This is a genomic window from Pseudochelatococcus contaminans (assembly GCF_014195635.1).
GTDB classification, from domain to species: domain Bacteria; phylum Pseudomonadota; class Alphaproteobacteria; order Rhizobiales; family Beijerinckiaceae; genus Pseudochelatococcus; species Pseudochelatococcus contaminans.
Genome location: NZ_JACICC010000001.1, coordinates 660,116 through 680,217 on the forward strand (window position 1 = coordinate 660,116; position 20,102 = coordinate 680,217).

15 protein-coding genes are annotated in these 20,102 nt (G+C 64.2%); 11 read left to right on the forward strand and 4 right to left on the reverse strand.

What is annotated here, in order from left to right:
- The first annotated feature begins 2 nt into the window (after window positions 1-2).
- The 5 genes from FHS81_RS02815 (at window position 3) to FHS81_RS02835 (ending at window position 4,570) form a co-directional block, all read left to right on the forward strand.
- On the forward strand, window positions 3-827 hold the full coding sequence (locus tag FHS81_RS02815; RefSeq protein ID WP_183750489.1) for an ABC transporter permease: 825 nt from the start codon (window positions 3-5) through the stop codon (window positions 825-827).
- A complete protein-coding gene (locus tag FHS81_RS02820) occupies window positions 824-2,254 on the forward strand; it encodes an ABC transporter ATP-binding protein (protein WP_183750490.1) in 1,431 nt (476 codons plus the stop codon). The genes FHS81_RS02815 and FHS81_RS02820 overlap by 4 nt, the downstream gene beginning before the upstream one ends.
- Before the next feature lie 74 nt (window positions 2,255-2,328).
- On the forward strand, window positions 2,329-2,754 hold the full coding sequence (locus FHS81_RS02825; protein ID WP_183750491.1) for a MarR family winged helix-turn-helix transcriptional regulator: 426 nt from the start codon (window positions 2,329-2,331) through the stop codon (window positions 2,752-2,754).
- Window positions 2,755-2,821: 67 nt separating this feature from the next.
- Window positions 2,822-4,090: a beta-ketoacyl-ACP synthase II gene (gene fabF / locus FHS81_RS02830; RefSeq protein ID WP_183750492.1), complete on the forward strand. Its 1,269-nt coding sequence runs from the start codon at window positions 2,822-2,824 to the stop codon at window positions 4,088-4,090.
- Between the two features lie 12 nt (window positions 4,091-4,102).
- Window positions 4,103-4,570, forward strand: a complete 468-nt coding sequence (locus FHS81_RS02835) for an OsmC family protein (RefSeq protein ID WP_183750493.1) — start codon at window positions 4,103-4,105, stop codon at window positions 4,568-4,570.
- Window positions 4,571-4,580: 10 nt separating this feature from the next.
- Here FHS81_RS02835 and FHS81_RS02840 read toward each other — a convergent pair whose 3' ends face one another.
- The 3 genes from FHS81_RS02840 to FHS81_RS02855 are packed head-to-tail and all read right to left on the reverse strand — an operon-like array spanning window position 4,581 to window position 9,991.
- Window positions 4,581-5,732, reverse strand: a complete 1,152-nt coding sequence (locus FHS81_RS02840) for a glycosyltransferase (protein WP_183750494.1) — start codon at window positions 5,730-5,732, stop codon at window positions 4,581-4,583.
- 7 nt (window positions 5,733-5,739) lie between these two features.
- A complete protein-coding gene (locus tag FHS81_RS18650; RefSeq protein WP_210281500.1) occupies window positions 5,740-7,866 on the reverse strand; it encodes a galactosyltransferase-related protein in 2,127 nt (708 codons plus the stop codon).
- Window positions 7,867-7,870: 4 nt separating this feature from the next.
- Window positions 7,871-9,991, reverse strand: a complete 2,121-nt coding sequence (locus FHS81_RS02855; RefSeq protein WP_210281501.1) for an HAD family hydrolase — start codon at window positions 9,989-9,991, stop codon at window positions 7,871-7,873.
- Between the two features lie 187 nt (window positions 9,992-10,178).
- On the opposite strand from FHS81_RS02855, the gene FHS81_RS02860 reads away from it, so the two are divergent.
- Window positions 10,179-10,787 (forward strand): biliverdin-producing heme oxygenase, encoded by a 609-nt coding sequence (locus FHS81_RS02860; protein ID WP_183750495.1) that lies wholly within the window; start codon window positions 10,179-10,181, stop codon window positions 10,785-10,787.
- A gap of 14 nt (window positions 10,788-10,801) precedes the next feature.
- Here the strand turns inward: FHS81_RS02860 and FHS81_RS02865 are convergent, their stop codons facing one another.
- The gene (locus tag FHS81_RS02865; protein ID WP_183750496.1) at window positions 10,802-13,354 is read right to left on the reverse strand and encodes an HWE histidine kinase domain-containing protein; all 2,553 of its coding nucleotides are present in this window, start codon (window positions 13,352-13,354) and stop codon (window positions 10,802-10,804) included.
- A gap of 223 nt (window positions 13,355-13,577) precedes the next feature.
- Here FHS81_RS02865 and FHS81_RS02870 point away from each other — a divergent pair, with 223 nt between their 5' ends.
- Genes FHS81_RS02870 through pdeM form a run of 5 tightly spaced genes read left to right on the forward strand, consistent with a single transcriptional unit; the run spans window position 13,578 to window position 19,995 of the window.
- The gene (locus FHS81_RS02870; RefSeq protein ID WP_183750497.1) at window positions 13,578-14,327 is read left to right on the forward strand and encodes a helix-turn-helix domain-containing protein; all 750 of its coding nucleotides are present in this window, start codon (window positions 13,578-13,580) and stop codon (window positions 14,325-14,327) included.
- Window positions 14,327-15,322, forward strand: coding sequence for a ligase-associated DNA damage response exonuclease (locus FHS81_RS02875; protein ID WP_183750498.1), 996 nt, complete (start codon window positions 14,327-14,329; stop codon window positions 15,320-15,322). Before FHS81_RS02870 ends, FHS81_RS02875 begins: the two co-directional genes overlap by 1 nt.
- Entirely contained in the window at window positions 15,319-16,920 is a 1,602-nt protein-coding gene (locus FHS81_RS02880) for an ATP-dependent DNA ligase (protein WP_183750499.1), read from the forward strand. Before FHS81_RS02875 ends, FHS81_RS02880 begins: the two co-directional genes overlap by 4 nt.
- Window positions 16,917-19,358, forward strand: a complete 2,442-nt coding sequence (locus tag FHS81_RS02885) for a ligase-associated DNA damage response DEXH box helicase (protein ID WP_183750500.1) — start codon at window positions 16,917-16,919, stop codon at window positions 19,356-19,358. Before FHS81_RS02880 ends, FHS81_RS02885 begins: the two co-directional genes overlap by 4 nt.
- Entirely contained in the window at window positions 19,351-19,995 is a 645-nt protein-coding gene (gene pdeM, locus FHS81_RS02890) for a ligase-associated DNA damage response endonuclease PdeM (protein ID WP_183750501.1), read from the forward strand. Before FHS81_RS02885 ends, pdeM begins: the two co-directional genes overlap by 8 nt.
- Window positions 19,996-20,102: the final 107 nt, after the last annotated feature.

Here is a 20,102-nt window from a genome sequence, read left to right on the forward strand (position 1 = left end):
CCATGGCTGCCGATCTCTCATTGCCGCTCGTGGCGGAGCGCTCTTTCTGGTCCACACAGCGGATTATCGGCGTGGCGCTTCTCGCGGCGATTGTGGCTTTCGCCTTCGTGACGCCGTTCGTGTTCGACGGCAGTCCCACCCGCCAGAGCCTGCGCAACGTGCTGGGCGCGCCAACCGTGCTTGAGCCGCTGGGTTACGACCACCTTGGCCGTTCGATGCTCGCACGCATGTCGGCTGCGCTGCGCCTGTCGCTGGGCCTCGCATTCCTCAGCGTCATCACGGCGGCCGTGCCGGGAATAGCGCTGGGTATTCTGGCGGCGTGGAAGGGCGGCTGGACGGATCGTCTCATCTCGCTGGTGGCGGATGCCTTTCTGGCTTTGCCGGGGCTGCTGCTAGTATTGATGTTCATCGCCATCGTGCAGGATGCCCCGTGGGCGCTTTATGTCGGCATCTCGCTGGTGCTGTGGATCGAGTATTTCCGCCTGACCCGGTCCATCACGCGGGCGCTTGTGCTGTCGCCGGCGGTTCAGGCGTCGCAATTGCTCGGGTTCGGGCCGCTCTACATCGTGCGCCGCCATATCTGGCCGGAAATCGCGCCGCTCGTGCTGACCGTCGGAGCTTTCGGCGCGGCATCGGCCATCGCTGCCATCGCGGCTCTGAGCTTCGTCAGCGTAGGCGTGCGGCCGCCGACGCCGGAACTCGGCCTCATGATGACGGAACTGCTGCCCTATTACCACGAAGCGCCCCATGCGCTGCTTCAGCCGGTGGTGGCGGTGTTTCTGCTGATTTTAAGCCTCAATCTGATCGCGGGGAGCAACAGCCGATGAGCACTCTTCTTGTCGCTGAGGACGTTGCCGTTTTCAGCAGCCATCTGCTGGTGCATCCGGCCTCGCTGACGCTGCAAGCCGGGCGGCCTTTCACCATCCTTGGCGAAACCGGCTCTGGCAAGAGCCTGCTGGCACAAGCGATCATGGGCACTCTGCCGCGCGGCTTGCGCGCCGAAGGGCGTGTGACTGTGGGAGATCAGCGGCTCGATCTGGCGAGCGGGCAGGGACATCGCGCCCTGTGGGGGCGCACGCTCGGGGTGTTGCCGCAGGAGCCGTGGCTGGCGCTCGATCCAACCATGCGCGCGCGCAAGCAGGTGGAAGAGGGCTACCGTTTGGTGCGCGGCCTGCCGGCAGTGCAGTCACGCATCCGCGCTTCGGCCGATCTGGCAGCACTGGGGCTGGGCAATGCCGGTGACAAGCTGCCCTCGGAACTGTCGGGCGGCATGGCGCAGCGCGTGGCCTTCATCGCTGCAAGAGCGGGCGGCGCGCGCATCGTGATCGCCGACGAGCCGACCAAGGGCCTCGACGTTTTTCGCCGCGACGAGGTGATTGCGTTGCTGCTGAAGGAGATCGAAGACGGCGGCGGCCTGCTGACCATTACCCATGATCTGGAGTTGGCGCGGCAGATGGGCGGCGACATCGCAGTCGTGCTCGAAGGCCAGATCATCGAGCAGGGGCCTGCCGCCGATGTTCTGGGCGCACCCCGTCACGACTATACGAAGCGCCTGATTGCGGCCGATCCGTCGGCATGGCCGGAGCGGAACGCCGCGCCAAAGCGTTCCGCCGGCGTGAAGCCAGTACTCACTGCGGCGGGGCTTGCCAAAACCCGTGGTGGGCAATTGCTGTTTGAGAACCGTGATCTGACAGTTCTTCCCGGCGAGATCGTCGGCATCACCGGGCCCAGCGGCTGCGGCAAAAGCACGTTCGGCGATATCTTGCTGGATCTCGTGACGCCCGACGCCGGCACGGTTACACGCGCGGAAGGCGTCGCGCGCGTGCGGTTTCAGAAGCTGTATCAGGACCCACCCGCCGCGTTCCCGCAGAAGGTGCCGATCAGGCGTGCGCTCAACGATCTCGTGCGCCTTCACGGTCTCGACGGCAGCCGGATCGCGCCGCTGCTGGAGCGCCTGCGCCTGTCGCCGGGTCTGCTTGATCGTTTGCCGACGCAGGTGTCCGGCGGCGAGTTACAGCGCTTTGCTCTGTTGCGGGTTCTGCTGCTCGATCCCGTCTTCCTGTTCGCGGACGAGCCGACATCGCGCCTCGATCTCATCACCCAGCAGGAGACGGTGGAATTGCTTGCCGAGGTGGCACGCGAGCGCAATTGCGCGGTGCTGATCGTCAGCCACGATGCGGAACTCATCCGCAAAATGAGCGACCGGCAGATCGCGTTCGGCAGCCCGCCGGACGCGGCGGCGCTCGCCGCATGACGATTTGACTGCCACCGCGCGAACCCGCGCCAGCGGCATTGACCGACTAAGGGGCGAGGGGGCTATATGGTCCCATGACCATTCTGCCTGAAGACCTTGCCCGCTGCCTCGTTTTAAACACCGTCGCGGCTTCGCGAGCGCTGCTGAGAGTCGGCGACGCGCGGCTCAAGCCTTTTGGCGTGACGGTGCAGCAATTGTCGCTGCTGGCCGCAATCCGTTTCCACCCTGGCCAGCCCGTCATGTCGTTGGCGCAGCTCATTGCGCTCGACAGGACGAGCCTCACGCGCAATCTGGATGTGCTGGAGCGCAATGGCCTCGTGCGGCGCGTGGCGAATGCCCCGAAAAATGCGCGCGTTTGTGAGCTGACGGACATCGGAAACCCGCTGCTCGACCGTCTCCTCCTGCTGTGGCAGGAATCCCAGGCCGCCCTCATGGAAGGCATATCGCCGGAGGATGCGGAGACATACCTGCGTATATCCAAACGGTTGGCCGGAGGATAAGCGCTGCCGCCGCTTGCCTTTCAAGGTATATGTGTATATGCACATATCAACCGTGGAAGGAGTTGGCATGTCGGAACCCATCGTCGTTACAGGGCTTGGCGCGGTATCACCGCTTGGGGTAGGCGTGGAGACGAACTGGCGTCGTCTGACATCCGGGCAAAGCGGTATCCGCACGAATACCCGCTTCGATTCCACCGGCTGGAAGTGCCAAATTGCCGGGCTGGTGCCCGCGCATACAGAAGATGCGGACGGTTTCGATCCGGAACGGCACATGGACGCCCGCGACCTGCGCCGCAACGACCTGTTCATTCAGTATGCCGTCGCCGCTGCCGCTGAAGCTCTGGCGCAGGCCGGATGGACGCCTGAGGCCGTTGCGGATCGTGCCCGCACATCCACCGTGATTGGCACCGGTGTTGGCGGCGTCCCGGCGATCACCGCCGCCAGCGAGATTGTTCGCACGGCTGGTGTGCGGCGGCTGTCACCGTTCGTCGTGCCGTCTTTCCTGCCCAATCTGGCGGCTGGCCAGATCGCAATCCGGTTTGGTTTTCATGGGCCTGCGGGTTCCCCGACCACGGCTTGCGCCGCGTCCGCGCAGGCCATTGGCGATGCCATGCGTCTGATCCGCGCCGGTGAGGCCGATATAGCGATCTGCGGCGGCACAGAGGGATGCGTCGATCCGGTCGCCATCGGCGGTTTCACGGCGGCGAAGGCGTTGTCCTTTGGCTTTAATGACGAGCCGCACCGGGCCTCACGCCCCTTCGACAGCGATCACGACGGGTTTGTCCTGTCCGAAGGGGCGGCCATGCTGGTGATCGAGCGTTTGAGCCACGCCGAGCGGCGCGGCGCTCAGCCTCTCGCCGTTCTCTCCGGCTACGGCACCACGACGGATGCGCATCACGTCACCGCAGGTTGGCCGGACGGTCGCGAAGCCGCGCGCGCCATGGAGATTGCGATAAGAATGGCAGACATCGCGCCGGACGCTATTGGTTACATCAACGCCCATGCCACATCGACGCCGGTTGGCGACGCCGCGGAGCTGGCTGCACTGGAAAAGGTTTTCGGCGCGGGCGCGGCTAAAATTCCCGTCAGCTCGACCAAATCCGCCACCGGGCATATGCTCGGCGCAGCCGGTGCAATCGAGGCTGTGTTTTCAGTCCTCGCCCTGCAAAATCAGTTGGCTCCTGCGGGCCTGAACATCGAGCGGCCAATGGCGGAGGCAGAAGGGTTCAATCTGCTTGCCGATGCCGCGCAGCGGGTCAATATTGAGCACGTCCTGTCAAACGCATTCGGGTTTGGCGGCGTCAATGCCGCGTTGGTCTTCAGCCGGTATCGGTGACGGGAAACGCTCATGAGCCATAACTATGAATCGCGCATCGTATGGACGGGAAACCGGGGCGAGGGAACGGTTCATTATCGCAGCTATGACCGCACCTGGGATATCGCCGTGCCGGGTAAGCCAGTGGTGCACTGCTCGAACGACCCGCTGCTCGGCGGCGATCCGGGCAAGATGAACCCGGAAGATCTGCTGATCTCCGCCCTCTCGGCATGCCATATGTTGTGGTATCTGCATTATGCCTCGGAAGCCGGTCTTGTTGTCAGCGCTTATGAGGACAACCCCGTCGGCATCGGTGAAGTTGCGCCCTCCGGGGCTGGGCGGTTTATCGCCGCGACGCTGCGGCCCAGAATCACGTTACAGGAAAATCCCGATCTGGAGCGCGCTGCCGCCATCCATCATCGTATCCACGAGGTGTGTTTTATCGCGCGCTCCGTCAACTTTCCAGTTAGTTACGAGCCGGAGTTTATCGTGGTGGCTTAAGCTATCGGGCTCATGCGGCTGATCGCTGGAAGGCGGGATCGACGCGCAGTTCGATTTCCGGGAATGAGACTGGTGGTTCATCGTGATGTACGCTGGCTATCGCGGTCCGGTATTCTACCTCGTAGCCATCAATCATGCTGTCGATCCCGAAAAGCCGCTCAACCCGGGCGCGGACCACCCGGCGGTCGATGTTCTTGGCTGCGAGCATGGCCGCTGCGAGAGCCTCGGCGTCGTCTAGCGGCGCGAGGCAACCTGCTTTACCGATCACTTCCGGCACCGCGCCCATGGCTGTCGCCGCCACCGGCAAACCACACGCCATCGCCTCTACGGCGGCAAGGCCGAATGGCTCTTCCCAGCGCGGGGTGAATAGCATTACCGATGCGCGCCCAAAGGCAGTCGCGAGTTCCGCACCCGAAACATGCCCGCCGTAACGGATGTCGCCGCAAAAGAGTGGCCGCAACACGGTATCAAAATAATGCCGATCCTCGACCGCACCGAACAATGTCAGCGGAATCCCGGCGATCTGCGCCGCCCGGATGGCGAGTTCCGCCCCTTTTGTGGGTGTGAGGCGGCCGGCCCATACAGCGCCATCCGCGCCCGCACTTGCGTTGAACGGCCATGCCGCGAGGTCAATGCCGTTGTAAACCACAGCGGCGTGGGGCGACGGCATATCAGGCCACCATACGTCCCTCTGGCGGTGCGAGGTGACGGTGAAGCGCGACCACGGCGCGGCGCTCTCACGGACGGAACGCAGCAGCGCATCGAAAGGCGGCACGTGCAGGGATGTCACCATTGGCAAGCGATATGCCCTTGCAAGGCGGGGCGGATAACGGTGAAGCGCATTATTATGCACGACATCGAAATCCCCATCCAGCAACTCCCGGCCAAGCGCGGCAAATGCCTTGTCCTGAAGCTCGTTCAGCACTTCCGAGCCGATGTAATCTTGCCAGGGATAATCGCGGTCATAATGCGTCTCGATCACAGGGCGCAGCGTCACGCCCGGAATCCGCGCCGCCGCTTGGCTGTCTCCGGATGCGAACAGCGTCACCGCGTGGCCCCGTTGCGCAAGCGCTTTCACCAGGTGGAAAGCGTGGGCTTCCATGCCCCCCATGAACGGCGGTGCGATGGGGTGGCGTATGTGGGCTATGACCGCGATTTTCATGGCGTCCTCATTCCGCTGCCGGCAGAAGCATGGTGCTTTGCAGTGCGACCACTTCCTTCTCCCGGTCGCGTCCGGTTGCCACGGGCTGCTTGCGGGCATGCAGGATGTCCATCACGCGCCGGGTGTTGGCATAGGGCATGTGTGCCTGCTGCCGCGACAGTTCGAACTCTTCGGGGCCGGGGGCGCGCAGAATACGCAGGCCTTGCGGCGTGTTTTCGATGAGGCCCATTTCCGAGAAGCAATAAAGCCAATGCTCCATCGTGCGATGGCCCCATTTTTGGGCGAACAGCTCGGCGTTGCGCACCACGGATGCAAGATGATGCACCGGGGGCATGTGGTGGGGGTGATACTGGTGATAGACGCGCGCGCCCTTCACCCAGTTAATGGCGATGTCGCGCTCATCGAGCGTGCGGCCGAAATCGGTATCCTCGCCGCCATAGCCGGTGTAGCGCTCGTCGAAGCCGCCGGAGGCCTCGAAGTCGGCCTTGTGCATGGCGAAATTCAACGACCAGAAGCAACGATAATCATCACACCGTTCGACGCCCCGCGCAGGGGGACCGCGCCTGTCCGAATGACGCTCGCCCACGGAGGCGAAGTAATCGTAGCTCCATTCCTTGCGCGTTGCCCCGGCCGGCAGATACAGCACTTCGCCCATCATGAGACCCGCGCCGGGCGCGCAGGCGGATGCGTAATCGGCGATGAGGCCGGGAGCGGGAATGCAATCGACATCGAGAAAAGCCAATACCTCCCCGATGGCGGCGGCAGCGACCTGATTACGTGCCTGCGCAAGGGGCAGCTCGGTGCTGGGGATCAACAACTGGTGGATGGGGAAGGGTGTCTCCGGCAGGTTCTCGAAAACCTTGTCCTGCATCACGCCGATGATGAGTTCAACCGGCGGACAACTCTGCTGCGCCAACCCGCGAACGACATTGCGCAAATGATCTTCCCGGCCTCGCGCGATGGTGAGTGCGGAAACGGAGCGGAGCTTGGCTGTCGGCATGTCTTCATCCATTGTTTTAGTCTTGATGGTAATAGGGGCGCTCCACCACAGGGTCGCCACAAGCCGTTCGATCCAGTCTGCCGCGCGCTGGTCGGCATCGTCCGTGATCAGGGCGCGCTGGCGGGCCGTATCGTGCATGTCGCGCGTTTGTGCGATGGCGCGTGACCATGCCTGCGCCGAGGACGGCAAGTGCGGCAGATGGTGTGCGACGCCCGCGCGGGCCAACGCTCGCGCTTTTTCAACCTGCTCGTCGAAGTAGCGCCACTCGGGCACTACAAGCCACGGCGTTCCGGCGGACAGCACCTCCTGACAGGTGGTGTTGCCGGTGGACGAGATGACGACATCGGCAGCAGCAAGATAATCCGCCGCGTTGCTGACCCATCCATCGTGACGCAGGTTCGCCGGCTCTGTGGCGTGCCAGTCGCGTGATATCTGGCCGATGGTGATCCAGAGCGCATCAGGCATCGCGCGGGCTCCGACCGCGAGGGGAGCGGAGGCAAAGCCGTCGCCGCCACCGCCCGAAAGAACCAGAACGATGGTCGCATCAGGGTCAATGCCCAGAGTGGCGCGGGCTGAAACGCGGTCAGGGAGCGTGCCGCTGAGTCCAAGCCCGCCGGCAAAAAACGTTTTGGCACGCATCCAGTCTGGCCAATCGGGTTGGGCCAGATCCTCATGGAACGGGGCGAGGAGACCGGCTGCACCCGCATAGGCTGCCTGATGTCCGGGGTCGCTGCGGTCGCCGTGCTGAAGCACCTTGACATGCGGAACCGAGCAAATCCGCGCCAATTGTGCAACCTCTGCCGAGACATCGGACACCATCAACGCCGGGTCCAGCTCTGAAAACCAGCGCGCCATGCGCCCCATTGCCGCGCGAATGCCGGGCCAGCCGACGGGAGCGCAATGCAGCGTGTCGGGTGTCGGCAAGCTCGCCATCCCGGCGGTTTCGTTCCCGCCGGCCTCGAACAACGAGGGGATAAGCGCGATTTCGACGCCGGGACGCAGGGCTGGAAAGATGTCGTCGCGGGCGCAGAAAATCGTCACCGGCCGCTCGGCGGGCAGAGCATTGACAATTGCAGCCGCGCGTTCTGCATGGCCCCGACCCTGATGATGTACGAAGTAGCCGATGGGTTTCATCCTGCTACTCCGCCGCCACGAGGGTCGGTTGTGCCTGCACGGGAGCCTCATGCCCGCGTGCCGGGGCATCTGCAAGGCCAAGCCCGCGCAACCCTTCCATCACGCCGCTGGCGTAGCGGGCGCTGGCGCGGTAGAGGCCAGGGCGATCCGAGAGCACCAGCTCTGGCCGGGCATTGGACACGACGATTGCAGAACCTGACGCTGCCAGAAGATCCGCGTCATTGCCACTGTCTCCAGCCGCCACGCAGTCCGCCACGCTGAGGCCAAGGCGCGAAAGCTCGAACGAGGTGGCGCCCCATTTTCCTGCACGCACCGGGAGCACATCGATAAAGCGGCCATGCGAGGCGATCACGCGCGCCACAACGCCGGCGCGCAGCAGGATCTGCTCAACGCGCCGTCCTTCCATGGTGTCGCCAACGTAACTCAGCTTCCACTGCCGTTGTTCGTGGTGATCCTGCGGGACTGCGCCCGCCCGTGCCAGAACTCTTGCGATGCGCTCCGGCTCCCAACCGGGCGAAATCTTGCGTGCGTAGGCGCGGCACAGGGTGAGCCGGCCGTCGATGCGCCGCCGCCAGATTTCCGAGCCGACGGAGGTGATGAACACGCGCGGCTCCGGCAGCTTCCACTCGCGTAGAATGCGCCGCGCTTCCGCCAGAGACCTGCCGGTGGCGACCGCATATCCATCACCGTGTCCGCGTGCCCAGAGTGCAAAGTCTTTCGCGCCGCGACGGCAGCCCGTCAGGGTGTTGTCGATGTCGAAAACGAAGAAACGGCTCGGTTGCTCCGGAAATGACACGACCGGGCGGCGCAGATCCGCAGCAATTTCGGTGGCTTCCGCCGCCCAGTCCTGCCACGAGAACACGCTGGCACCTTTCAGGGCGTTGGCGGAGTGGCGGTGCCACAGGTCGCTGTCATCGATCAAGCGCTCGCACGCTGCTGCGATGCCGTCACGATCATGCGGGTCGACGCTCAGCCCGTGGCCAAGCGTGCGCAGGATGTCGCTGGGGCCGCCGTATTGCGTTGCCACCACCGGCAGGCCGAACTGGGCTGCTTCGATGAGCGTCAGTCCGAAAGGTTCGTGAAAGGCCGGGTTGGCGAACACGCCGCCCTGCCGTGCCGCCACACGGTAAAGCTGCGGAACCAGCTCCGGCGCGTGACGGGCGGGCAGGGCCACTTTGCCCTCAAGACCAGCTGTTGCGACCAAGTCGCGCAGGGCGGCGCGCACCTCGTTCTGCTCGGCGTCTGCTGGTGTGAGGCCTATATCCTGCCCGGCGAGAATGACCAGATTGGCCTTGTCCTGCAAGGCCGGAGAGGCCGCGTATGCCGCGAGCAGGCCCTCCAGATTCTTTTTGCGCACCGGCCTTGCGATGGCAAGGATGAAAGGCAGCTCCGGTCGCGTCAGGTGCTCGGAAAGCAGGGCTTCCGCTTCTGCCGTTCCCGAGGTTGCGGGCAGGGTCACACCGGGGTTGATGCGGCATGTCCGCCCTTCGGCGTCGCAGCCGTAAGCCGCCAACTGGCGTTCCGCCTCGTCGCGGGAGGATACGATAAGCGCGTCCGCTGTCATGATGGCGGTGCGTTCGTTGTCGATGCGCGTGCGCAGGGCAGGGGCGGCGTCGCTGGCAGCGCGCTTGTCGCTTCCCAGAGAATGAGGCGTATAGATGAACGGAATGCCAAACCGGCGTTGCGCGGCATGCGCGAGGCGGGCGGCATCGGCAAAATGGGCGTGAATGACGTTCGGCAGGCGCTTGCGGCTCGCAAGATGCGCCAGAAACGCTTCCACCAAAGCCGGCACGTCCGCGTGTAGTTCGTCTTTCGACAGATACGCCGTGGTGGCCGTGCGCAGGCGGCGAATGACCACGCCGGGCGAAACCGCTTCCAGTTCTGCCGCGTGAACGGCCCCAAGGCGCGGATCGTCGAAGGCGCGGGTTACGATCTCCACCCGTTCCACATCCTCGCGCGCAGCTTGCGCCGCTGCGGCTCCCAGAACATATGCGATATGTCCGCCTGTATCTTCGGTCAGGCCATAGTTGACCGGCGGCGCTTTGAGGCATCCCCCAAGCGCGATGTGCATCACGAACATGACTGGACTCTGGAGTTCGAGGAAAAATTCGGGCCAGGTGCCCATTTCCTCAACCCGCTAAAGAATGATAAGTTCCGATTTCGGCATGATAATATGAGTATAGCCAACCGAATCAGGGTGGATGGCTCAGCCTTGGCCATACTTTGAGCTAATTCCGTTGAGTGGGATGATTCCAGTCGAGCGGAAAACACTTGAGCTGCCAAGGTTGTTCTTCGGCAGGAGTATCGTTTTCATGACGTCAGTGTCCGCCTTGTCATCGTTCGACCATACCAGCCCCCGGTCCCTGCGCCTGAAAGCGCTGACGCGGGATGTGCATGAAAAGCTCGACAACGCGATCATGGCGTGGGCGCCGTTCGACAATATCGAGGGTTACACACATTTTCTCGACATGCAGTATCGCTTCCATCGCGATATCGACGCCCTCTACGACGACGAAAGATTGCGCGCATTATTGCCCGATCTTGCTGTCAGGCGACGGCTGCCCGTCATCATCGCCGATCTTGGCGATCTCGACATAGCACCACCCGCACTCGACACGCCGCCTGCATTTACGGCGGATACGGTTGATGTGCCGGCAGCGTTGGGGTGGCTGTACGTTGCCGAGGGCTCCAACATGGGTGCGGCGATTCTGCGCAAGATGGCGGTCGGGCTCGGCCTGTCCGACGATCACGGCGCCCGCCACCTTGCGCCCGCAGGCGAAGGCCCGGCCGCACATTGGCGCGCATTCACCGCGGCGCTCGACACGGTCGAGCTGACGCCTGAAGAGGACGCCCGCACGGCGCAGCAGGCGCAGGAAGCATTCGACCGCGTATGGCGTCACGCCCAGGCGGTCTTTGCCTGAGCGTCAATTGTGCTTTATTCGGCTCCGATGATCTCGGAGCCGCCGCTGAGTACATGCAGGATTTGCTTGGCGATCGATTCCGGGTTGACGGGCTTGCGCACCATCGGAATACCGCGAAAACGCTCGGGAATATTGAGCGTATCGCTGTATCCCGTCATGAAGACAAGTGGAATGCCGCGCTCCAGCAACGTATCCGCCACCGTTTCTGAGGTGTCCGCGCCGAGGTTGAAGTCCAGTACGGCGATATCCGGATTGAAACCGTCGAGCACCTTCTCGGCCTCGCCGATGGTGGCGGCCAGACGCACGTCGCCCGCGCCCAGCTTGCGCAGGGTTTCTTCCGCGTCCATCGCGATAAGGCCCTGATCTTCCACCACGAGAATCGACAGGCCCTCCAGCGATCCCTTGACGGACGGCGTATGTACAGCCTCGACCGGCGACGGTTCCCCCACTTCGATATGGGCTGCCGGAATGACGAAGCGGGCCACGAGGCCGCTTGGCGGGAACGACAGGTCCGCCGTGCCGCGCAGATCATACTCGATGGAACTGCGAATGAGGCGCGTGCCAAAGCCCACACGCTTGGGCGTCGCCACCGGCGGGCCGCCGCTCTCGCTCCAGTTCAGCTCAAGATCGCCGTCGTCCTTCAATCGCCAGCTAATGGCCAACTGGCCTCCGGGTGTCGACAGGGCGCCATATTTCGCTGCGTTGGTGATCATCTCGTGGATGACAAGCGACAGCACACCGAACGCACGGTTGTCCAGAAGTACCCCGGGGCCACTGATCGTGATCCGCTCCGGCGATCCCTCATGGCGATGGAAATTCGCTTCCGTATCGATAAGGGAGGCGATGCTGCCGCCGCCGCCACCGCCCAAAGACTGGTCGTGCGCGTTGGCGAGCGCAAGCAACCGGCCTTCCAGCGACGCCGTATAGTCCGACACCGTGGCTGCCGCAGCGCCGGTTTGCAGGGCGATGGACTTGACCAGCGAGATGATGTTCTTGACGCGGTGGTTCAGCTCGTCGTTCAGGATGCGACGGCGTTGCTCGGTGCGCGCGCGCTCCTCGGCCGAAAGCTCATTCTGCTTCAGGATGACGTCACGCAGATAAGTGCGCACCGCTTCCGCAACGGAAAGATCTGCGGCAGTCCACGGCATGGACCGGCCTTTTACGTCCTCACGCCACGTCTCGAAACTGCCGCGCGGCGTCAGGCGACCGTCCTTGTCGGGTGTTTTTGAAGGCTCGCCAGCCCATTTCACGGTGTGGGCTTCTTCATTGCGGAAGAAAAACAGGTAATCGTCGAAAGTCAGCGACAGCGGAATAGCGAGCACGCCCGCGATCCCGGTATCGGGAAGGGGAAAACTCGCACGGATCTCCTGCGTCGCCCAGATGGCCCGCCGTTCCTCACCCCGGGCGGCATGGACGAGATCGCGCGCGTATTCCCGGTCGGGTGTCGCGCCCAGGCCATACCAGATGTTGTCCATCCACAGCGCCACGCCATTGCATTCGATCAGCCTGGCGAAAGCGGGCAGATGCTCCGCCAGCCGCTCGATGATCGCGCCTTCGACGCTGAGGCCGGAAACGATGGCGTCCAGCTGGGCGCGGGCGTCGGCTGCCGCGAGCATGGATGCCCGCCGCTCGGCCGCACCGATCTGGAGGGAGAAATAATGCCCGAAAAGCTCCGCCGCGATGCGCAGCGGCATCGGCGTGACTTTGGGGCTGTCATGGTGGCAGGCGATCAGGCCCCACAGCTGCCCGTCGACGATGATGGAAATCGACAGGGATGCCGCCACACCCATGTTGCGCAGATACTCGCAATGGATAGGCGAAACGCTGCGCAGCTGCGCGAATGACATATCGACTGGCTTCTCGCCCGCATTCAACGGCGGGGCAAGCGGAATTGGCTCGTATCCAGCATCCGAAATCATACGGATGGGATTGACGAGATACAGCCTGCGCGCCTGCGCCGGAATGTCGGAGGCCGGAAAGTGCTGGCCCATGAAGCTGCCAAGGTGCGGCGCTTTCGCCTCGGCGATGACCCGGCCCGCGCCGTTGTGGAGGAAGCGGTAAACCATGACGCGGTCATAACCGAGCATGGCACGGGCCAACCGCGCGCCGGCGCGTGCCATCGCGTCGAGATCCTGCTCCAGCGAGATGCGCTGAATCAGCTCGCGCGTCAGATCGAGCGCATTCCGCGCGCTTCGTCCGTCATCGACGCAGGGTTCGATCTCGATGAAGGTCTTGTCGTCGTGCCTGTGGATCGTGGCGTCTAAGGAACCTGAAACACCTGGGAAAACAATGCCCAGAACCACGCCGGCAGCGCCGGGGCGGCTTGCTTTCGCGGCGGCGTTGCGCAGATCGTGAGCGGCCTGTTGACCGAGAATATCAGAAATGACGGTGCCATGGATCAAATCGCCCTCATAGCCCGTTATGTCCGCGGTGTTACGTGAGGCGTAGAGCAGCCTGTCACCGGCACGATTACAGACCAGCATGGCGCCATGCGGCTGAATACTGCCGGGGATATGGATCGGCTCTCTGTCGCAATTGGAGAGGTCGACGGGATCGCACGAGGACATATCGATGGAAACCTGCTCAGACCGTGCCGATTGGCACGGATGTTTTGCCGATCCGGTAACGAACCGGGTTGATCGCGACGAGACCGCAATCGCTCTGGAAGCCTGCTTCCGGAGCCATTGGCATGGTCTATGTTCATGAGTAACGTAATGACCTTATTATGTCCGTACACTAGTGGACTGAAAAACCATCTTGGCCCAACTCTGCAACAGATGGAGGGCAACGGTGCTGTCTCCTGCTGACCTGTTAAAGAACGAATTGCTTGCGAAATTGCGGGAAGAGGACAGGAAACGCCTGATTCCGCACCTGAATCCCTATTATCTCAAAGCCGGCGATATTATTCAGAAAGCTGGTGATGAAGTTGTCGATACGTGGTTTCCGTGCGAACAATCCCTTGCGGGATTTCAGGTCTGGGTCGACGATGACAACGGCTCCGTCGAGGTGGCGATTATCGGCCGCGAGGGCGCTGTCGGGGGTATCGTATCGAACGGCAACGTCCCCGCTTTCGCGACCGCGCAGGTGCGAATCGGCGGCCTCTTCCTGCGGGTTCGCACGTCCGCGCTGGAACATGCCAAAACGGAGTCGGTGGCCCTTCGACACTGGTTCTCACGTTATTCGGATTGTCTTATCGCGCAGACGTTTCAGACAGCCGCATGCAACGCAACCCATACCATCGTGCAGCGGACGGCCAAATGGCTGCTGGCTGCGGCCGCGCGGACAGGCAGCCGTGAGTTCGCGCTGACGCATGAACAACTGGCCGAGATGCTGGGGGTCGGGCGCACGTTCGTAACGCGGGTCGCGCGCTCGCTGAGGGAAGAGGGGATCATCTCCACCCGTCGCGGCGTTTTTGTCATAGAGGATGCGACAGCCCTCAAAAACAAGTCCTGCAACTGCTCGGCGATGATCGACGCGCATTTCGACACTGTGCTGCACGGCATATATACCGATCAGGATGGCAACAGAAAATACGGCTGATGCACGCTGACCTTGTCCAGCTTCGCCCGGAGGGGCTTTATTGCCCGGCGGGCGATTTCCACATCGATCCGTGGCGGCCCGTTCCCCGTGCCGTCATCACGCATGGGCACAGCGATCATGCGCGCTCCGGCATGGGCACCTATCACGTGACGGAATCCGGGTTGCCGATTCTGCTGTGGCGTCTGGGGCAGCAGGATTATCACGCCCATCCTTATGGCGAGGCGTTTACGCTGGGCGCGGCGCGGGTGTCGCTGCACCCGGCGGGGCATGTTCTCGGCTCCGCGCAGGTCAGGATCGAGGTGGACGGCGAGGTCTGGGTCGCGGGCGGCGACTACAAGCGCCAGCCCGATCCGACCTGCGAGCCGTTCGAAGTCGTGCCCTGCGACGTGTTCATCACCGAGGCGACATTCGGCCTGCCGATCTATCGCTGGCCCGATACCGCCGAGGTGGCGCGCGACATACTGGAATGGCGTGACGAGTGCGCCGCCGGGGGCGAGGCCGCCATCGTCTATTGTTATGCGCTCGGCAAGGCGCAGCGGCTGCTCGCGGAAATCGGCGCGCTGGACGATCAGCCGGTCTGGCTGCATGGGGCAATGGACCCCGGCGTCGACATTTACCGCGCTGCGGGTGCGCAACTGGCCCCGACCCGCCGTGTCGCCGATGCGGCGAAGGATGAGAGCTTTGCCGGCCGGCTGGTGATCGCCCCGCCGTCGGCAGCGGGCTCGCCGTGGCTGAGGCGGTTCCGGCGTGCGCAGCAGGGGTTCGCATCCGGCTGGATGCGCATACGCGGCAACCGGCGGCGGCGCAACTACGATCGCGGGTTCGTCATCTCGGATCATGCGGATTGGCCGGACCTTCTGCGCACCGTGCAGGAAACCGGCGCACGGCGGATCATTGCCACCCACGGCGACACCGATGCGCTGGTGCGCGTGTTGCGTGACATGGGCGTGGATGCGGGCGCATTCCGCACCGAATTTGGAGGCGAGGAAACTTGAAGCGCTTCGCCACCCTCTATCAACGTCTCGACCGCAGCACCGCAACGCTGGACAAACGAGCCGCGCTGGTCGCCTATTTTCGTGAGGCCCCGGCCCGTGATGCCGCCTGGGCGCTGTGGCTTCTGGCCGGCAACAAGATCGGCGGGGCGCGTGCGCGCTTGGCTGGCAGCCGCGAATTGCGCACGTGGATCGCAGAGGTAAGCGGCACACCGGACTGGCTGGTGGATGCCAGCTACGATCAGGTCGGTGACCTTGCTGAAACGCTCGCGCTGCTGCTGGACGATCCGCATGAAGCCGCTGAAGAGATGTCCCTCGCGGACTGGATCGAGAGCCGTCTGCTGCCCGTTGCCAACAGCTCTGAGCTGGAGCGGCGCGACGTCGTCGTGGAGGCCTGGTATACGCTGCCGTTCGCGGAGCGTTTTCTGTTCAACAAGCTGCTGACCGGCGCACTGCGCGTTGGCGTATCCCGAGGGTTGGTGCAGCAGGCACTGGCGGAATTATCCGGCGTGGACATCGCGCTCATCGCCCAGCGCATGCTGGGTGCGTGGACACCGTCGCCGGATTTCCTCGCAGGTCTGCTGTCGCCGGACGCCCAGCCGGGCGATACCGCATCGCCATTTCCGTTCTTCCTCGCATCGCCGCTGGAACAGCCCGCCGATGCGCTGGGGGATATCCGCGAGTGGCTGCTGGAATGGAAATGGGACGGCATCCGCCTGCAACTCATCCGCCGCAACGGCGAAGTCGCCTTGTGGTCGCGAGGTGAGGAACGTCTCGATGGACGTTTCCCGGAAATCGAGGCGGCGGCGCAGGCGCTGCCCGAAGATGCCGTAATCGACGGTGAATTGCTGGTCTGGACCGACGGCGACGCGCCTCAGCCCTTCACTGCTCTGCAAACCCGCATCCAGAGGTTGAAACCGGGCGCGAAAACCCTTGCACAGACTCCCGCGCGTCTGCTCGTCTACGATCTGCTCGAACTGGCCGGCGAAGATATGCGGCGGCTGCCGCTGGCGGAGCGCCGTGCACACGTGGCCGGGCTTGTCGGGCGGCTGGATGACCGGCGCATCGCGCTGTCTCCGGAGGTCGTGGCGCAGGATTGGGCCGATGCCGCGATGCTGCGCCACGAAGCGCGGGCGCGGGGCGTGGAAGGGCTGATGCTGAAACGCCGCTCGTCCGTTTATCAGCACGGCCGGAAGCGGGGCGACTGGTGGAAATGGAAGGTCGATCCACTCACCATCGACGCGGTGCTGATCTATGCGCAGGCGGGGCATGGCCGGCGCAGCACGCTGCACACTGACTACACGTTCGGCGTGTGGGACGGCGAGGCGCTGGTGCCAGTCGCCAAGGCTTATTCCGGGTTGTCGGACGCGGAAATCCTCGAACTCGACCGTTGGATCCGCCAGCACACGCGCGAGCGTTTCGGCCCCGTACGCTCGGTTGCCGCCGAGCAAGTCTTCGAACTGGCTTTTGAGGCGGTTAATCTGTCGAAGCGGCACAAATCCGGCGTTGCGGTCAGGTTTCCGCGTATTCTGCGCTGGCGGAAGGACAAGCCGCCGCACGAGGCCGACCAGCTCGATACCCTGAAAGCCCTGACACGGTGACGCGCGGCCGTTTCGACGCACCGCTCACATCCTGGTTCGAGAGCCGTGGCTGGAAACCCGCGCCGTTCCAGCGCAAGGTCTGGCGGCATTGGATCGAAGGCCGCTCCGGGCTGCTGGTGACGCCCACAGGCAGCGGCAAGACGCTGGCGGCCTTTGGCGGCACGCTGCTGGGCGCTCTCGGCTCCGGCGCGCCCGCTCGCCCGTCGTCACGTCTGCGGTTGTTGTGGATCACGCCGCTGCGTGCCCTTGCCGCGGACACAGTGCGGGCTCTGCGCGAACCCATCGCCGCGCTGGATCTGCCGTGGACGGTGGCGATGCGCACAGGCGATGCTTCGGCCCGCGACCGCCGCCTTGCACGGCAGGGCGCGGCAGAGGTGCTGGTCACCACGCCGGAATCGCTGGCGCTACTGCTCTCCCACGCCGATATGGCGGAGCGGTTTTCCGGCCTCGACGGTATCGTCGTCGACGAATGGCATGAATTGCTCGGCAGCAAGCGCGGCGTTCTGCTGCAACTTGGTCTGGCGCGGCTTCGCGCGCTCGCGCCCGGCGCCCGCATCTGGGGTCTGTCGGCCACGTTGGGCAATCTGGAGGAAGCGCGCGACGTTCTGCTGCCGCATGATCCGGACGCGCCGATCGTGCGCGCTGGCAGGACGCGGCCATTGAAGCTGGAAACCCTGCTGCCGGCGCCCGGTGAGCGCTTTCCGTGGGCGGGGCATCTGGGCCTGTCGCAGATCGGGCGGGTAATGGACGTGCTCAAGAACGCCCGCACCACGCTGTTTTTCACCAATACCCGCGCACAGGCAGAACTGTGGCATAGAGCGCTGGAATCCGTATGGCTGGACGATCCGTCGACGCTTGCACTTCACCACGGCTCGCTCGATCCGGAGTTGCGGGCCGCCGCAGAGCAGGGCCTGCGTGATGGAACCGTCCGCTGCGTGGTCGCGACATCCAGTCTGGATCTTGGTGTCGATTTCCCCACCGTCGATCAGGTGCTCCAACTCGGAAGCCCGAAAGGCATGGCGCGGCTGTTGCAAAGGGCAGGGCGCGCGCGGCACCGGCCCGGGGAGAGCGGCCACATCATCTGCGTTCCTACCCATGCCCTCGAACTGGCCGAATACGCCGCCGTGCGGCGCGCGTTGGCCGCCGGGCGGATCGAGGCACGGGAGCCGCCGCGCCTGTCTCTCGATGTGCTGGCCCAGCACTGCGTCACGCTGGCGCTGGGCGGGGGCTTTGACGCTGAAACGCTGTTCGCGGAGGTGCGCGGCACGCATGCCTTCGCCGCATTGTCGGCGGAGCAGTGGCAGACGGTGCTGGCTTTCATTGTGCGGGGCGGGGCGGCGCTTGAAAACTATCCGGATTTCAGGCGCGTGGAGCAGGATGCGCAAGGCATATTCCGCGTGACGGATGCCCAGATCGCCCGGCGTCATCGCCTCTCCGTCGGCACGATCACCTCCGATGGTTCGGTAAGGGTGCAATATCTGCGCGGCGGCACGCTGGGGTCCGTGGAGGAAGGTTTCATCAGCCGCATGCGGCCGGGAGACCATTTCCACTTCGCCGGGCGCGCGCTCGAATTCGTCCGCATGGATACCATGACGGCCTATGTGCGCGCAGCCGGGCGTCGGGCCGCCGGGGTGCCGCATTGGCAGGGCGGGCGCATGCCGCTGTCCACGGAGCTTGGCGCTGAGGTGGAGGCGGTTCTCTCCGGTCCGCAAGACAGCCCGGAGATGAAGCGGCTTGCGCCCCTGCTGGACCTGCACCGCAAGCTGTCCGCGCTGCCCGGCCCGGAGACGCTGCTGGCAGAGTTTCTCGCCATGCGGGAAGGGCGGCATCTGTTTCTCTATCCCTTTGCCGGCCGCGCCACCCATGAGGGGCTGGCCGCGCTGCTGGCGCTGCGCTGGGGGCGGGTGGCGCCCAACAGCTTTTCCTATGCCGTCAACGATTACGGCCTGGTGCTGAAAGCCGAAGCGGCGATCGACATCGATGCCGATACTCTTTCCACGCTGTTCGCTGAGGGAGACCTTGTCGGGGATCTGCGCGAAAGCCTGAATCTGGGCGAATTGAGCCGCCGGCAATTTCGCGATATAGCGCGCGTCGCCGGGCTGTTACCGCCGTCTCTGCCGGGGCGCGCCGCGCGTTCCGTGCGGCAGTTGCAGGCTTCCAGCGGACTGCTGTTCGATGTGCTCAAGCGGTATGACCCCGGCCACATTTTGCTGGCGCAGGCGGAGCGGGAGGTGTTCGAATCCGGTCTCGACGTGCGGCGACTGGCGGCGACACTCGTCCGCTGCCGCGATAAACGCATCGACCTTCACCGCCCTGCGACGCTGACACCGCTGTCGTTCCCTCTGTGGACGGAGGCCATCCGGGGACAACTCAGCACAGAGGACTGGACGACGCGCGTGCGCCGCGCCGCCGAACGGCTGGAGCGCCGATATGGATGACACAGTTGCAATCGATGTCGCCGGCGAGACGCTGCTGCTGCATGCTGACCGCGCCGCATGGTGGCCAGTGCGCCATAGCCTGTTCATCGCGGATCTGCATCTTGGCAAGGGAGACAGCCTGCGCGCCGCCGGCATCCCGGTTCCCACCGGCGGCAGCGAACATGACCTCAGCCGGCTCACCGCGCTCATACGGCAGACGGACATCCGACGCCTCTGGATACTCGGCGATTTTCTGCACGGGTCTCGTAAGGATGGTTCATGGCGCGAACAATGGCTGGCTTTCCGCGCGATGCACGCAGAGCTTGATATCCGGCTCGTGCTGGGTAATCACGACCGGGCAATGCCGGGGCTTGGGCTCGACATTCCATGTTTTTCCGGCTCGGTCGCGGAGGAGCCTTTCGTACTGGTTCATGCGCCCGCCGAAGGTGAGCCGGACGGGCCGATGCGGATATGCGGGCATCTGCATCCGGTCACGCGCGCGCCGGGCCTGCCGGGGCGTCACCCGGCGTTCGTCCTGGAGGCCGGGCAGATTATTCTGCCGGCATTTTCCGCTTTCACGGGGGGCTCTCTCGCGGATGAGCGCTCCGAACGCATTGCTTGCATCGCCGGTCACCTACTGCGAATTCCGGGACGTTGACGCGCCGGGCTTTGTCGTGAAATGCGAACAGGTGCCGTGTTTTATGTTGAGACGGGCAGATTCGCGGGCGCGGGCTGTTGCGGCGGCAGCAAGGCCTTCCGGGCTGG